Here is a 13,308-nt window from a genome sequence, read left to right on the forward strand (position 1 = left end):
TCATTTGTTGAACCAAATAGTATCCAAAAGCTACCTAGTGAATCGTGCCACTGCGGCGATCGATGCTCAGGTGTTGATGGCTTAACTGTTGGTTATAACAGTTAAGCTGGATTTTTGGCTGAGCACTAGCCGTTGCTTTAAATAAGAAGGTTAGGGCGCTCGTGCGTTTTGCCGCGAGTTGCAGACGCTTTAAATCACGATTATCGATTTCTCCTGGCCAGCCTAAGACGGCGCTTGAGTTACCTGACATCAGTGCTTGTTCCATCGCCCATAGTGCATCGACTTGATCTTTCGGATGAACTAATAGTACGCGAGAAGTATCAATGCCATTGCTCTCTAGTAGTGGTTTCAATCCTGCCTTTGGCGCACCAACTAAAACAATCCAGCGACCCTGTTGGCTTAATTTAGTCAATGTTGGTAATAGGATATCTAGCTGTTCACTAATAGATTCAGAGCTAATCACTTCGTTAATGGTTTGCGATTGCCAGCCACCGTGAGCGAGAGATTGGTCGATATAATCGATACCAGAACTCATTGAGAAAGTGTTGCTGTCAAAGTTAGTGTTCATTACTAATGATTTCATTGCCATGCTCCATTTCTAATTACGCCAACAGCTAAGCCTTCGATCTCAACTGATTGATATTCTAAATCTACAACTATGGTTGAAAACTCTGGGTTTTCAGGGTGAAGTAAAATCTTGTTCTCTTGGCGCTCAAAGCGCTTAACGGTGACATCATCTTCGACACGGGCCACAACTACTTGGCCTTCGCGCACTTGATTGGTTTTGTGAACAGCCAGTAAATCGCCGTCCATAATGCCGATGTCTTTCATACTCTCACCGTTTACGCGCAGTAGGTAATCTGCGCTTGGATGAAACATATTCGGGTCAACTTGATAATGCGCTTCAACATGCTCTTGCGCCAAGATAGGTTCACCAGCAGCCACTTGACCGATAAGCGGTAAGCCTGCTTCTGGCTCAGGATCATTCGCAGCTTCGACTAAACGGATACCGCGTGAAGTGCCGGGAATAATTTCGATAGCACCTTTTTTGGCAAGAGCTTTTAAATGTTCTTCTGCAGCATTAGCCGATTTGAAGCCTAGCTGTTTAGCAATTTCGGCACGAGTAGGAGGCATGCCAGTCATGGAAATATTATCTTTGATGAGCTGTAAAATTTCTGCTTGTCGATTAGTTAATTTTTTCATGCTGATGCCTTTCACTGAATATGTTTACTAAACTGTTTTTCTATACAGTATAACTGTCAGTATATACAGTGATATCCATTGTGCAATCATTAATCAGCAATTATTTGTAATTTCTTTGGCGAGAGAACACTAATGGATAACAAAAGTTATTGATATTAATAACCTTTATTGAGGTTTACTGTCGGCGGTAAAATTTCATTTTTTCGATAGTTACCAATATTATCCGCCACAATTTTCGCAGCTGTACAGTGGTTTGTGGGTGCAGATATGTGTGGCAATACAGTAGTTTTTGGGTGATGCCAAAGCGGTGACCGGGCTGGCAGAGGTTCTATATCGAAGACATCGAGTACCGCGTGATTGAGGTGCTGATTGTCCAGTAATTTGAGTAAAGCATCATGATCGATAATACCGCCGCGTGAGAAGTTAATGATACTCGCGTCTTGTGGCAGCAAGCTTAGGGTTTCGCTATTGAGTAGGTGCTTAGTCTCCGGTGTTAGAGGCAGCAATGAAATTAAGATATCTGTTTTAGCTAGCATTGCCGTTAGACCGTCTTTACCTGTGTAGTTAGTGACTTTATCAATGGTTTTTGGCGATCGCGTCCAACAACTTAATGTGTAATTCAGCTTACCTAACAAAGACAGCGAAGCTAGGCCAAGTTCACCAGCACCTAATACACTTACCCGCATTTGTTTCGAATTGACGTTAGTGAGTTGTCGCCATTCTCGTTGCTGTTGTTGCCGCTGATAACTTGGCATATTGCGTTGTAAATACAGCGTCCAAGTGAGCACAGACTCCGCCATAATTTGGGCGAGCTCAGGATCGATAAGACGTACTAGTTGCACACCATCGGGCAAGCCCGTTTTTACTAGATTCTCAACACCTGCCCACAAGCTATGTATCCACACTAGGTTGGGAAAACTACGTAGCACCTTAGGGTCTGGGTTAGCGACGATGGCAATATCGACTTCGGCGCATTGGCTCGCTGTTAGCTGATGGGGAAAATAAATGCTCTCCGAGCTAAGTGTTTGTTGTAATAACTCAAGCCATTGTTGCTGCTCTGTGGTTGGCAGCTGGCTAACAAAAACTATTTTCCCCATAAATCCTGCTATTGTTTTGGTGGGCGGTACGAGAATTCGAGGCGATTACCGCTTGGTTCGCGAATCATCATATGCATTGTTGGACCACCATACGCTGGCTCTGGTGCGAATTCAATGATCACGCCATCTACCGTTTTTACCTTCTCAAATAGTGCGTTAAGCCCTTCCAATGTCTCTACCGTAAAGGCGAGATGATGTAAACCAACGTTGTTTTTGCGATTGAAGGTTACGGTTTTTTTAGGATCTTTGGTTTGCCATAAGGTTAAAAACATCTTGCCGTCTGAAACGAACTTGGCTGGGTACTTTTCATCGCCTCCGACAAGTTTCCATTTCAACACATCAGTAAAAAAACGCGTTGATTTATCGAGGTTTGATACGGTTAGTCCAACGTGATTAAAGCCAGAGGTTAATGGCTTATCATCGGCGTTCACCGATGTAATAACGCTAAAATAGGCGGTTAAAATGATTGTGAGTAGTTTTATCATGGCGCTCTAATAGGCTAATTGGTTGATGGTGAAATAACAGACCCACAGAGCACCAATATTCATTCGTGATTAGGAAGATTTATTCGCGACGCGCTCTTCAAACGACTTGAGAGTTTGCTTGAAAAAGGCCAGACGAGGATCCTTTAGTTTTTTCGCCACACTCACTGCTTGAAGGTGTGCTTCCATTGCCAGCTCGTTTTTCCCCAAGCTTTCATAAGCATCGGCAAGACTGTCGAAGGCGTTCGCTTCGTTAGGACTTAGCTCTGTCCAACGCTTGAATACTTCCATCGCTTCTTGGTGGCGATCATCGCCTAGTAACACATAACCAATGCCGCGAAAGCTATTAACGTTGCGGTTTAAGTCCGGCTCTGGATGAATCGTAAAACCGTGTTTTTTAGATAAGCTGTGATAGTGAGCTTCAATATTTTTTAAAGCGTTGCCGGGTTTGGCGATCAAGTCGCGAAAAATCTCTAACTCGTTGCGGGGAAAGTTTAGTTTAAGCGCCGATACCAACGCTGGAATTGCCATCGAGTAGTGTTCGGTGTTTGGTAAAAACTCTAACTTAAAGCGCTCCTTCATGAGTGGCGAGACGAATTGTTTGAGGCGCTTGGCGTTACCAGCGTGAGCTGGATTTTCGTCAAAATCAGATTGCGCCGAGGCAATGTAAAGTGAACGCTTTAGCTGTGGGTTGGCTTTAAGGCTAGTGACTAAAGAATCGAGTAGCGTTGATTTTTCGTCGTATCCTAGCGCGAAAATATCGACGGCAGCGAAAAGGTAATGGGCGTCGAATAACTCGGGTGCTTTGATAAAACTATCGAGAGCAATAATAGCCGTTGGTGACATACCTATTAGTACGCGATAGTCATTGGTGCGATAGTTCGCATCAATATACGGAATAAGCTCTTGTTTGATAAAGTCTAAATACTGCTGGTTTTGATGGGCAGTATTGTTGATACGCCAGCCAGAATCCTTGGTGTCTAACTTCGGCAGGTAACGCCAGACGTTTGGTGTGTGCAGCGCCACGACTATTGCTTTGGGCATTGCCGCTGTATTTCCCATGTGCGACACAACACCACTGACGCTTTGCGATAACGTCCAGCCATCTAGGGTGTAGATAACAGGATAATTTATCGTGCTGTGTTTGTCATAATTTTGCGGTAAATAGACATCAATACGGTGATCGACTTGCAGTGCTTTTGAGGCAATAGTGATTTGGTTACCGTAAGGCAATGCTTGACTTGTGGTCGTGATATTCTCAGAGTTATTAGCTGCTTGGCTTGGTGGGGCCATTGCGCCTAACACTGTTACTGCGGTCAATATTATCGGTAGTGATAGCGATTTAAACATGGTAGTTTCCTGTGTCATGTATTTGGAGTTTTAGATAATACAAATTGACTCGGTAAAAACCTGACAGCGAGCTGATTTGTAGATGATTTATCGCTGAATCAATTGTTTATGGAAAGATGAGATGAAGTGGCTCACGTTATTATTTACGTTGTGGATTACATTATTTGCAGGTCAGGCGACGGCAAAAAGTGCTGTTTCGCCGCTTACAACTAATGATTGCAAAACGCTCCAGCAAAGCGCTGTTATTACCGCGAATAATCCAGTGAATTGTCAGCGTTTAAGGCGAGTCACATTCGATTTTATTGGCTTTGATGGCAATGGACATCGCGGGCAGGTTACCGTGTTAGATATCGCCGCGCAGCAAACAGCGAAATTATTCAAAACGCTGTTAAAAGCTGGTTTTGCACTAGAACAAGCGCAGTCAATGGCCAATTATGGCGGTGATGATCAGCGCTCGATGGCGCAAAATAATACCTCAGCCTTTAATGGTAGGGCTATTACCAATGGCAAGCGTTGGTCTCTACACGCTTATGGCGCTGCGATTGATATTAATCCCGTACAAAACCCATTTGTTGATATTGCAAAAGACGGCGCTGTGGTTGTTAGTCCAACCGAAGGCGCTCGTCAGTTTCTTAATCGTCTAAATGTCAGACCGAGCAAACCACAACGACAGGGCATGGCGGAAGATGTCGTGGATGTGTTTGCACTGCATGGTTATTTCATTTGGGGCGGGGATTGGAATTACCCTATCGACTATCAACATTTTCAACTCGGTCCACGACGCTATGTGGAAACCTTGGCAAAATTATCTCCACAACAAGCTGCAGAACTGTTTAACAACAATGTTAACCGCTTTAAGCAATGTTGGCAGCAACATCAAAAGCTGGACAAAAGCCAGCGTCGTCAAACCTGCATTGAATTAATTTTGCCGCAGTTGAAAAGGAAATAATTATGTTTTCTGCAGGAAATATAGTGTCTTCAAATACCTGTAAACGGTGTAAGTTAGAATATCCAACTCGTCAGAATAAATGTCATCACTGTACTGGATTATCTGATGACAAAGCGGCGCAGTTAGCAAATTCCTATTATGCAGAATTACATAAAAGTAATCGCAAGCTCAGGCGAACAATGCTCATCGGAATGTTGGTGGTTATTAATATTCTATTGATAGGCTTTATGCTTATTTAAATAGTATTACCGCTTTGGTGCCCTGCGGAGAATTGGCATTGATTACCAGCTTCCATTGTTGCCGTTCACACAAACGCCTTACAATGCTTAAGCCAACGCCTGATTTCTCCATTACATTGAGCTGACTCTTTTCACTGTTCTCAAATCCCTCGCCAGTATCAGTCACTATGATCATATTGTCAGCGTGACTAACCGTTATTTGGCCATCGTTGGTATGCTGCAGCGCGTTGCGGATCAGGTTGTCTAATATGATAGATAAATAGGCTTTGTGGGTGGTTACCTCGACACTCGGTTCTACATTGTTTATGCACTCGAGTTGTTGATTTCGTTTTAGATAATCATGCTTGGCAAAAGCTTGGCTAACCAGATCATGGAGATTAAAAGTGACTGGAGCTTCGCTATTGTCTTCTTCGCGGCCAAGCATTAAAAAGGTCTCAATCAAGTGAGTCATGTCTTTATTTGAGCGTTCGACGCGTTTGATAAAATTGTGCACCTTGCCTTGCTTTCCTTCGGGGGTCGATAAGGCGAGCTCGATGGCGGCGCGACTACTGGCAACAGGCGTTCTTAGCTCATGGCTGGCATCGCGGGTAAAGGCTTTTTCACGTTCAACAAATTCTCGTGTTCTAGCAGCAAAAGAGTCTATCTTGTTGGCAAGGAGAGCAATTTCGTCGTTAAAGTATGAGTCTTTGCTCAGTGGGGATTTATCGAGATCCATATTGTCCACCGATCTTGCCAAGCGGCTAAGTGGTGATACCACAGTCATCGCTAGCATAATTCCTATCAGCAACCCAATTAGCATGATTAGCGCTAACATTTCTAAAAACATGTTTTCGACTGCTTCTTCTGAATAATTGTCGTAATTGCGAAAGGTGCTAACGTCGACTAAATAATAGAATTTCTCGGGTGAATTGTGGTGTATAGTCGCTTCTAAAATATGGATGGTAATCTCGTCTTTACCGAATTCATAAATGGTATAGCCTTGTGGGGTATCAAAAGCTGGTCCTAGGTTGTGAACGTCGATGAGTTTGTTAGCACTAAACTGACTATCGGGGAAAAAAGTCGCGAGCTTGGCAATCATTTTTTGCTCTGTTGTCACTTCAATATCTGCGGTGGTTAATTCACTAATATCCAATGTTGGATTAGCGCGGTAGCGATCTATAAGCTGGTGGGCTTCTTGGGTGATATACCAGTTAAACAATTCATCAGAGTTATACTTTAAACCGATAAAAGTAACCCGACCGTAACACAGGGTGACAATGATTGCGAAGGCAATACAGGCGAGGATAAAACGAAATTTTATACTTTGTAAAAAGTTCATGAGATGCTAAATCCTCGGCCTTTGGCGGTTTTTATGAGTGCATGCTGATAAGGCTTGTCGATTTTATTACGCAATTTGTAGATGTGACTGCGCAATGAGTCGCTGTCTGGTAGTTCATCGCCCCACACATGATGTTCGAGATCTTCTCTTGGTACCACTTGTGGTGAGCGTTGCATCAATAGTACTAGCAGCTTGTAAGTATTGGGAGATAGGGTAATGAAGTCGTCGCCGCGTTTTACTTGCTCTGTATTGAGGTCAACGGTGAGATCGCCAATCGATAGTTGATTGCTAAAACCGAGGTGACGCTGGTGAATAGCCAGGATGCGCGCTGCTAATTCACTTAAATCAAAGGGTTTAACGAGGTAATCATCCGCCCCAGCGGAAAAACCAGTGAGTTTGTCTTCTAGCGTGTCGCGCGCCGTCAAAAACAACACAGGTGTGAAGTCGTTGTGCTCTTTACGCAAGGTGCGACAAAGAGTTAAACCATCCATTTGTGGCATTGCAATGTCAAACACATACATATCGTAGTTATTATCAAGTGCCGCAGCCAATCCGGCTTTACCGTGCCACGCGAGATCGCAGGTGTGATCTTGCATTTCTAAATAATCAATGATGCTGGCTGCAAGATCGGCGTTGTCTTCCACTAGTAATATGCGCATTCTAAAATCCCATTGGTTGATATACCTAAGCTCTGAAGATCAGTATCTTGAGGTGGCTTGGGTATAACTCATTATAACCACATTTGGCGTGACGCTAACGTGAAGTTTCGTTGAGTTATCAATCACGTTGTGTTCACGGTTGACCACGTAGAATCGCAGCGTCAAAAATTGTATTTAATTGTGTCTTGAGGAAATTATGCGTGCTCTGATAATTAACACCTTGTTGCTAGCATTTGCTTGTAGCAGTTTTATTGCTGTCGCGAAATCAACCGAAGTTGAAGTCATTTATGCGAAACTGCAAGCTAAAAGTCTTGAAATTACACTAAGTGGTAACGTTCAAGCGCAAAATGATGCGCAACTTGCCACGCAAGAGTCTGGTGTCGTGCAATCTATTCTGGTGGATGCTGGCGACAACGTGACTAAAGGGCAGGTGTTATTGACCTTAGATGACTCTCTAGCTGTTATCGAACTAGCACAATCGCAGGCTGAGGCTAATTCAGCAGCGATTAAATACAAAGAAGATCAGCGTTTGTATAATGAAATTGTTGGTTTAGCCAAAAAAGAAGTGGTGGCAAAAACACTATTGGCAGAGCGTAAATCGAATGTGGCGAACAGCAAAGCTTTGTTGACTCAGGCGCAAGCAAAGGTTAAACGCCAACAAGCCGTCGTTGAACGTCATCAATTACGCGCACCATTTGACGGTACTATCGCCGCACGCAACGTTGATTTAGGTGAATGGGTTAGCCCGCAAACCCGCGTATTGCAATTGGTATCAGCTCAGTCTCTACGCGTATTTGTCGATATTCCGCAAGAGCATTTTCACGCAATTCAAGCAAGTGATGTTGTGCCAGCGGTAGTGACGCCTGATTTTGTATCGAATGAAGTGATGAACTTAGAGTTATCACAAGTTAACGGCGTGTCAGATCAAGCGAGTCGTACTTTCCAAGGTCGTATCGATTTACCTGCTGACTCACCGTTGGTGTCAGGCATGTCAGCCAAGGTGAGTTTAATGTTGCCATCACAGCAAAGCGCACAAGTTAACTTACCTAAAGCGGCACTTAAGCGTCATCCAGATGGCAGCTACAGTGTTTATTCGGTCATTAACAATGCTGTGAAACGCCTTAGTGTACGCCTAATTAGCAGTAACTTTGACAAGGTATTGGTGCAAGGCGTGCCAGACAATGCGGCAATCATTACTTCCGGTAGCGAGTTACTTGCTGATGATATGCCAGTGACTGTAGTAAGCAACAAAGGGGCTTAATCGTGTTTAAAGCTGTAATAGGCCGAGGCACCTTAGTTGCCGTTGTTGTTGCTATTGTCTGTATCTTAGGGATCGTCGGCTCCCTAAAAATTCCAGTACAGATGATTCCTGATCTCGAAGTGCGCACCATTACCGTGCGTACAGGTTGGGCGGGTGCTACGCCACAAGATGTTGAAAAAGAAATACTTATTGAGCAAGAACGCTACTTACGCAGCTTGCCAAACCTTAAGCGCATGACGTCTTATGCATCTATGGGCAGCGCCCGCATCGAGCTTGAATTTCCATTTGGGGTTGATGTTAACGATGCGATGATTAACGTCAATAACGCGTTAAGTCAGGTGTCGTCGTATCCAGATAACGTTGATCAACCGCGTTTGATTTCCAGCTCATTCTCTAGCAATGCCTTTATGTACTTCTCGTTAAAACCAGAGAAGGGCAACCCGCTTGGTCTAGATATGGACATGATGCGCGATTACGCCGAAGATTTTGTTCGTCCGCGCATGGAAAGTGTACCTGGTGTATCTGAAGTCGGTGTTCGTGGCGGCGCGGCGCGTCAAATTCAAATTAAAATCGATCCATCTCGTTTAGCTCAGCGTGGCATTAGCTTAAGTGATGTGCGCGGCGCTATTCGCAATCGCAACCGCGATGCCTCAGCGGGTGATATTGAATCAGATCACGAACGTTATTTAGTGCGCGTTATCGGTCGTGTTAACAGTGTCGAGGCACTGGAAAATGTCATAGTTTCACGTCAAAACAACATCAATATTCGTCTTAAAGACGTTGCAGACGTAGGGCTAGATCACTATGAAACACGTAGCCTGTCATTTCTCGATGGCGAACGAACAATTAGCCTTTCGGTACGCCGTGAAAGTGGCTCTAACGTTATCGCAATTAAAGAAGGCATGTTAAAGGTTGTAGAGCGTGTGAATCGCGATTTACTCAAACACAATGGCCTTGAGTTAAAGCTGGTGGGCGACGATGTTGAATACGTACAAAGTTCACTGTCTAACGTGTGGTTTAACCTGATTTTAGGTGCCTTACTGGCAGCTGGCGTGATGTATTTCTTCTTGCGCTCTGGCAAGGTCACTTTGATTGGTGTACTGGGTATTCCAATCTGTACCATCGCTGCTTTCCTTGGCTTGATGATGTTTGACCGCACCATTAACGTGATTTCATTAGCGGGTGTGGCCTTTGCTATCGGTATGACGGTGGATAACACCATTGTAGTGATGGAAAGCATTATGCAGGCGCGTAAGAAATATCAATCGAGTTTCGAAGCTGCAGTTGAAGGCGTAAAAGATGTATGGCCTGCGGTATTAGCTTCTACAGCGACGACTATTTTGGTATTTGCGCCAATCTTGTTCGTACAACAAGAAGCTGGTCAGCTTTACTCTGATATCGCTATTGCGATTTCTGGCGCTATTATCGCCTCGATGCTGGTGGCTATTTTCGTAGTGCCTGTGACTATCGCGAATTTTGGTAAAACTAAGCAAGTTGTTAAACAATCGCTGCAACTTTCCGATCGTTGGCTTAAATTTGTCGGCCTTTTCATTAAAGATAAATCACGCGCCATGACTACGGTTGCGGTATTTGTTATTGGTACCTTGGGCTTGGCTTACATGTTAATGCCAGCTGCGGAATATTTGCCAGAAGGTGAAGAGCCGAAGGCATTTTCCATGATGATCGCGCCGCCAAGCTACAACTTAACGGCGATGAAGAAGATTGGCGAAGAACTTCGTGCTGAGTTCGACCAACATGTTAATGCGGTGAGTGACAAGTTCGACAATGGCGAAACAGATATGCCACCACTGAGCTATTACTCGATGTCGGTGTCATCTGGCAGCATTTGGTTACTAAGTCGTCCTGTTGATGCGGCTAACATTCAAGCGATGATGGATGCGATTACCAAGCGCTTTAGAAGCTACGACAAGATGCGCGCATTCTCGTCGCGTGGCTCGATTATCTCTAGTAATGACGGTGGTACTCGCGCCGTTGCAGTAGATATTTCTGGTCCGAATATTGTCGAGCTATACCAAGCGGCAGAAGCGGTTTATCAAGAAGCCAATGTGGTATTTGATAATCCACAAATCAACTCAGAGCCGGGATCGCTTAGCTTAGATCAGCCGATGATCGAAGTTCATCCTCGTTGGGAGCGTCTTGCTGAGCTGGGAATTAGCAATGGCGAGTTAGGCTACGCCATTTCAGCGTACAGCGACGGTGCTTATGTCGATGAGTTTATCCTTGGCGACGACAAAGTTGATATCTTTATGTTCTCTAACGCGGGTAATAAGCAAAACCTTGAGCAGCTAGCGAACTCAACTATCATGACACCTGCTGGTAAGGTAATGCCGTTAAACGCATTGGCTGATATGCAAGCGAGTTATTCGAGCGACAGCCTACGCCGTATCGATGGCAATCGTACGGTGTCGGTTTATATCATTCCGCCACGTGAAGTTGCGTTAGAAACCGCCGAAGAAATGGTGCGTACACAGTTGATTACTCAACTGCGCCAAAGCGGTAAGATTGCTCATGGTATTAACCTAACCATCAGTGGAGCAGCGGATCAATTAGAGGCGACTAAGGCGTCATTATCGTCGAACTTTATCGTTTCTATTATCCTGAGTTACTTGCTGTTAGTGGCTATTTTCACTCACTGGCGTTATCCGCTATTTATCCTAACGACTATTCCGTTAGGCATGGCAGGCGGTTTACTTGGCTTAATCGCGGTAAATGGTGTCAATGGTGCGTTAGGGCAGCTTGGTTTATCGAGTTATCACCAGCCGCTAGATATGATCACCATGCTTGGTTTCTTGATTTTATTAGGTACAGTGGTGAACAATCCGATCTTGATTGTTGATCAAACTCTTAAGAACCTTAAACAAGCAGGAACTTCGGTAGTTGATGCGGTAAAACTCGCGGTAGAAAAACGCTTAATGCCAATCTTGATGTCGACTTCGACTACGGTATTTGGCCTCGCGCCATTGGTACTAATCCCGGGGGATGGTACTGAGTTATACCGCGGCGTTGGCGTGATCGTATTAAGCGGTATTATCTTTTCAACACTACTGACGCTAAGCTTCTTACCGGCGTTATTGGTGAGTGTGATTAAAGAAAATAATAACTAAAAGTACATAAGTATCAAAAAAACGTTTACTTATAAATGCAATCAATTATCATTCTCGGTAGTTGATTGCATTTTTATTTAGTATTCGGTGAACAAAAACTCTTCCAACACTCAAGCTTATCTTAGTCATCGCGATGCATTAGTAAATTATGCCACGCCAATTACTGGTTGCCGTGCGCGGGCAGAAGACATCGTTCAAGAAGCATTTTTGAAAGTGATTCCTCACGAATCAACTCAGAAAAATGCTATTGCTTACCTATACCGCACCGTTAGAAATCTAGCGATTGATATGGTCAGGCGCTCTGTGATGGAAGATAAGCATCAAGATGCTGAGAAAATTAGTTGGCTCGAACCAACCAGTAGTAGTGATCCAGAACAAATGAACTCGCAACGCGACGAGTTACAATCCATCGCACAGGCTATCGCTGCGTTGCCAAATTCTGAGCGCCGTGCTATCGAAATGCATCGCTTGAACGGTCAAAGTATGGCTGAGATAGCCCAAGAACTGGGCGTATCAATTGCAACAGTTCATCGCCTTATCCGTAGTGCTCTTGCAACAATTAGTGGCGCTTTAGACGAGTCTACGTCATGATATTTACTCTTGCTTTTTCAACTGCCAATTTTTCAATAGCGTATCTATGAGTGACTTAACAAACAACAATCAACATTGTGATCGTGTAATTCGCCGTCAAGCGGCGGACTGGTTGCTTATTATTGAAGGCGACGCTAATGACGAACAATTCCATCAGTGGAATGATTGGCTACAGCAGTCTGAGCGTCATCAAGAAATTTGGCAGCAAACTTATAGATCATGGCAATTGATGGCGAAGTTGTCCCTTGATGATGTTCAGGCGGCAGAGCCTACGACGACTAAACCGCCTAAAATCCGTCGCTTGGCATGGACGACATTTGCAATAGCGGCGAGCTTTTTAGTCGCCGTTTTATCACCATCATTGATACTTTATTGGCAAGCCGATGAAATGACCACAACTGCACAAACCCGTTTAATTACATTAAGTGATGGCAGCCAAGTGACGTTAGGAGCTAATAGTGCTATTGCAGTGAATTATTCTGAACAGCAACGGGCAATTACCTTGTTAAAAGGGCAAGCATTTTTTGATGTAAGCCATAATAAGCAGCGCCCATTTATTGTGACGACTCCCCAAGCTAACGTTGAAGTTTTGGGCACCCAGTTTGATGTTGAAGCGCTTTCTAGTCATGCTTATGTCGCGGTTGCCAGCGGTTCTGTTGGCGTGACGAACAATCTACAGTTGGAAAAAATACTGTCACCGGGTGATCTAATGAGCGTAGCTAATGATGGAGTTATGGCTAAACTTCATGTGCCAGTAGAGCAAATTGCTCCTTGGCGCGAGCAGCGTTTATTTGTGCAAAGCCGAACAATAGCAGACGTTGTTGATACGGTGCGTCGATATTATGACGGCATTATTATCGTTACCAATGATACTCTCAAAACTAAGCGTGTGACAGGCTCTTATCAGCTGTCTCAGATAGACAATGTGCTCGATGCTGTAGTACTGCCACATGGCGGTAAAGTGACAAAAGTCGGTCCGATGATCAGAGTTATTTCATTATCTAAATAGTTTTTCTTAAAAAAGTATCTCTTTT

The 13,308-nt window shown here is 44.2% G+C and carries 13 protein-coding genes; 6 read left to right on the plus strand and 7 right to left on the minus strand.

Annotation, left to right across the window (positions count from 1 at the left end; translation table 11 throughout):
- Positions 1 to 34 precede the first annotated feature (34 nt).
- From MHM98_RS13225 to MHM98_RS13245, 5 genes are all read right to left on the minus strand, one after another.
- Complete coding sequence (locus tag MHM98_RS13225) at positions 35 to 583, minus strand: SulA-like leucine-rich domain-containing protein (protein ID WP_239439821.1); 549 nt, start codon at positions 581 to 583, stop codon at positions 35 to 37.
- Positions 580 to 1,203, minus strand: a complete 624-nt coding sequence (gene lexA / locus MHM98_RS13230; protein ID WP_239439822.1) for a transcriptional repressor LexA — start codon at positions 1,201 to 1,203, stop codon at positions 580 to 582. Before lexA ends, MHM98_RS13225 begins: the two co-directional genes overlap by 4 nt.
- Positions 1,204 to 1,358: 155 nt before the next feature.
- Complete coding sequence (locus tag MHM98_RS13235; protein ID WP_239439823.1) at positions 1,359 to 2,300, minus strand: glyoxylate/hydroxypyruvate reductase A; 942 nt, start codon at positions 2,298 to 2,300, stop codon at positions 1,359 to 1,361.
- 8 nt (positions 2,301 to 2,308) lie between these two features.
- Positions 2,309 to 2,785 (minus strand): VOC family protein, encoded by a 477-nt coding sequence (locus tag MHM98_RS13240; protein ID WP_239439824.1) that lies wholly within the window; start codon positions 2,783 to 2,785, stop codon positions 2,309 to 2,311.
- 69 nt (positions 2,786 to 2,854) lie between these two features.
- On the minus strand, positions 2,855 to 4,132 hold the full coding sequence (locus tag MHM98_RS13245) for an alpha/beta hydrolase-fold protein (RefSeq protein ID WP_239439825.1): 1,278 nt from the start codon (positions 4,130 to 4,132) through the stop codon (positions 2,855 to 2,857).
- A gap of 121 nt (positions 4,133 to 4,253) precedes the next feature.
- Between MHM98_RS13245 and MHM98_RS13250 the strand changes: the two genes are divergently transcribed.
- Together MHM98_RS13250 and MHM98_RS13255 are read left to right on the plus strand one after the other, a co-directional pair.
- Positions 4,254 to 5,081, plus strand: coding sequence for a M15 family metallopeptidase (locus MHM98_RS13250; protein WP_239439826.1), 828 nt, complete (start codon positions 4,254 to 4,256; stop codon positions 5,079 to 5,081).
- A 2-nt stretch (positions 5,082 to 5,083) separates the two neighbouring features.
- A complete protein-coding gene (locus MHM98_RS13255) occupies positions 5,084 to 5,320 on the plus strand; it encodes a hypothetical protein (protein WP_239439827.1) in 237 nt (78 codons plus the stop codon).
- On the opposite strand, the gene MHM98_RS13260 is transcribed toward MHM98_RS13255, so the two are convergent.
- On the minus strand, positions 5,313 to 6,638 hold the full coding sequence (locus MHM98_RS13260) for a HAMP domain-containing sensor histidine kinase (RefSeq protein WP_239439828.1): 1,326 nt from the start codon (positions 6,636 to 6,638) through the stop codon (positions 5,313 to 5,315). The two genes, MHM98_RS13255 and MHM98_RS13260, sit on opposite strands and share 8 nt — an antisense overlap.
- On the minus strand, positions 6,635 to 7,297 hold the full coding sequence (locus tag MHM98_RS13265; protein WP_239439829.1) for a response regulator transcription factor: 663 nt from the start codon (positions 7,295 to 7,297) through the stop codon (positions 6,635 to 6,637). The genes MHM98_RS13260 and MHM98_RS13265 overlap by 4 nt, the downstream gene beginning before the upstream one ends.
- 196 nt (positions 7,298 to 7,493) lie before the next feature.
- On the opposite strand from MHM98_RS13265, the gene MHM98_RS13270 reads away from it, so the two are divergent.
- The 4 genes from MHM98_RS13270 (at position 7,494) to MHM98_RS13285 (ending at position 13,283) form a co-directional block, all read left to right on the plus strand.
- Positions 7,494 to 8,558 (plus strand): efflux RND transporter periplasmic adaptor subunit, encoded by a 1,065-nt coding sequence (locus MHM98_RS13270; protein WP_239439830.1) that lies wholly within the window; start codon positions 7,494 to 7,496, stop codon positions 8,556 to 8,558.
- A 2-nt stretch (positions 8,559 to 8,560) separates the two neighbouring features.
- The gene (locus MHM98_RS13275) at positions 8,561 to 11,683 is read left to right on the plus strand and encodes an efflux RND transporter permease subunit (RefSeq protein ID WP_239439831.1); all 3,123 of its coding nucleotides are present in this window, start codon (positions 8,561 to 8,563) and stop codon (positions 11,681 to 11,683) included.
- An 87-nt stretch (positions 11,684 to 11,770) separates the two neighbouring features.
- Positions 11,771 to 12,274: a sigma-70 family RNA polymerase sigma factor gene (locus MHM98_RS13280; RefSeq protein ID WP_239439832.1), complete on the plus strand. Its 504-nt coding sequence runs from the start codon at positions 11,771 to 11,773 to the stop codon at positions 12,272 to 12,274.
- Positions 12,275 to 12,320: 46 nt separating this feature from the next.
- Positions 12,321 to 13,283, plus strand: a complete 963-nt coding sequence (locus tag MHM98_RS13285) for a FecR domain-containing protein (RefSeq protein WP_239439833.1) — start codon at positions 12,321 to 12,323, stop codon at positions 13,281 to 13,283.
- Positions 13,284 to 13,308: the final 25 nt, after the last annotated feature.

It is taken from the genome of Psychrobium sp. MM17-31 (assembly GCF_022347785.1).
Taxonomy (GTDB): Bacteria; Pseudomonadota; Gammaproteobacteria; order Enterobacterales; family Psychrobiaceae; genus Psychrobium.

Coding starts and splice junctions, on each gene's coding strand:
- lexA (WP_239439822.1), bottom strand. CDS start 1,203: ATGAAAAAATTAACTAATCGACAAGCAGAAATTTTACAGCTCATCAAA.
- MHM98_RS13225 (WP_239439821.1), bottom strand. CDS start 583: ATGAAATCATTAGTAATGAACACTAACTTTGACAGCAACACTTTCTCA.
- MHM98_RS13255 (WP_239439827.1), top strand. CDS start 5,084: ATGTTTTCTGCAGGAAATATAGTGTCTTCAAATACCTGTAAACGGTGT.
- MHM98_RS13240 (WP_239439824.1), bottom strand. CDS start 2,785: ATGATAAAACTACTCACAATCATTTTAACCGCCTATTTTAGCGTTATT.
- MHM98_RS13270 (WP_239439830.1), top strand. CDS start 7,494: ATGCGTGCTCTGATAATTAACACCTTGTTGCTAGCATTTGCTTGTAGC.
- MHM98_RS13265 (WP_239439829.1), bottom strand. CDS start 7,297: ATGCGCATATTACTAGTGGAAGACAACGCCGATCTTGCAGCCAGCATC.
- MHM98_RS13260 (WP_239439828.1), bottom strand. CDS start 6,638: ATGAACTTTTTACAAAGTATAAAATTTCGTTTTATCCTCGCCTGTATT.
- MHM98_RS13250 (WP_239439826.1), top strand. CDS start 4,254: ATGAAGTGGCTCACGTTATTATTTACGTTGTGGATTACATTATTTGCA.
- MHM98_RS13235 (WP_239439823.1), bottom strand. CDS start 2,300: ATGGGGAAAATAGTTTTTGTTAGCCAGCTGCCAACCACAGAGCAGCAA.
- MHM98_RS13285 (WP_239439833.1), top strand. CDS start 12,321: ATGAGTGACTTAACAAACAACAATCAACATTGTGATCGTGTAATTCGC.
- MHM98_RS13245 (WP_239439825.1), bottom strand. CDS start 4,132: ATGTTTAAATCGCTATCACTACCGATAATATTGACCGCAGTAACAGTG.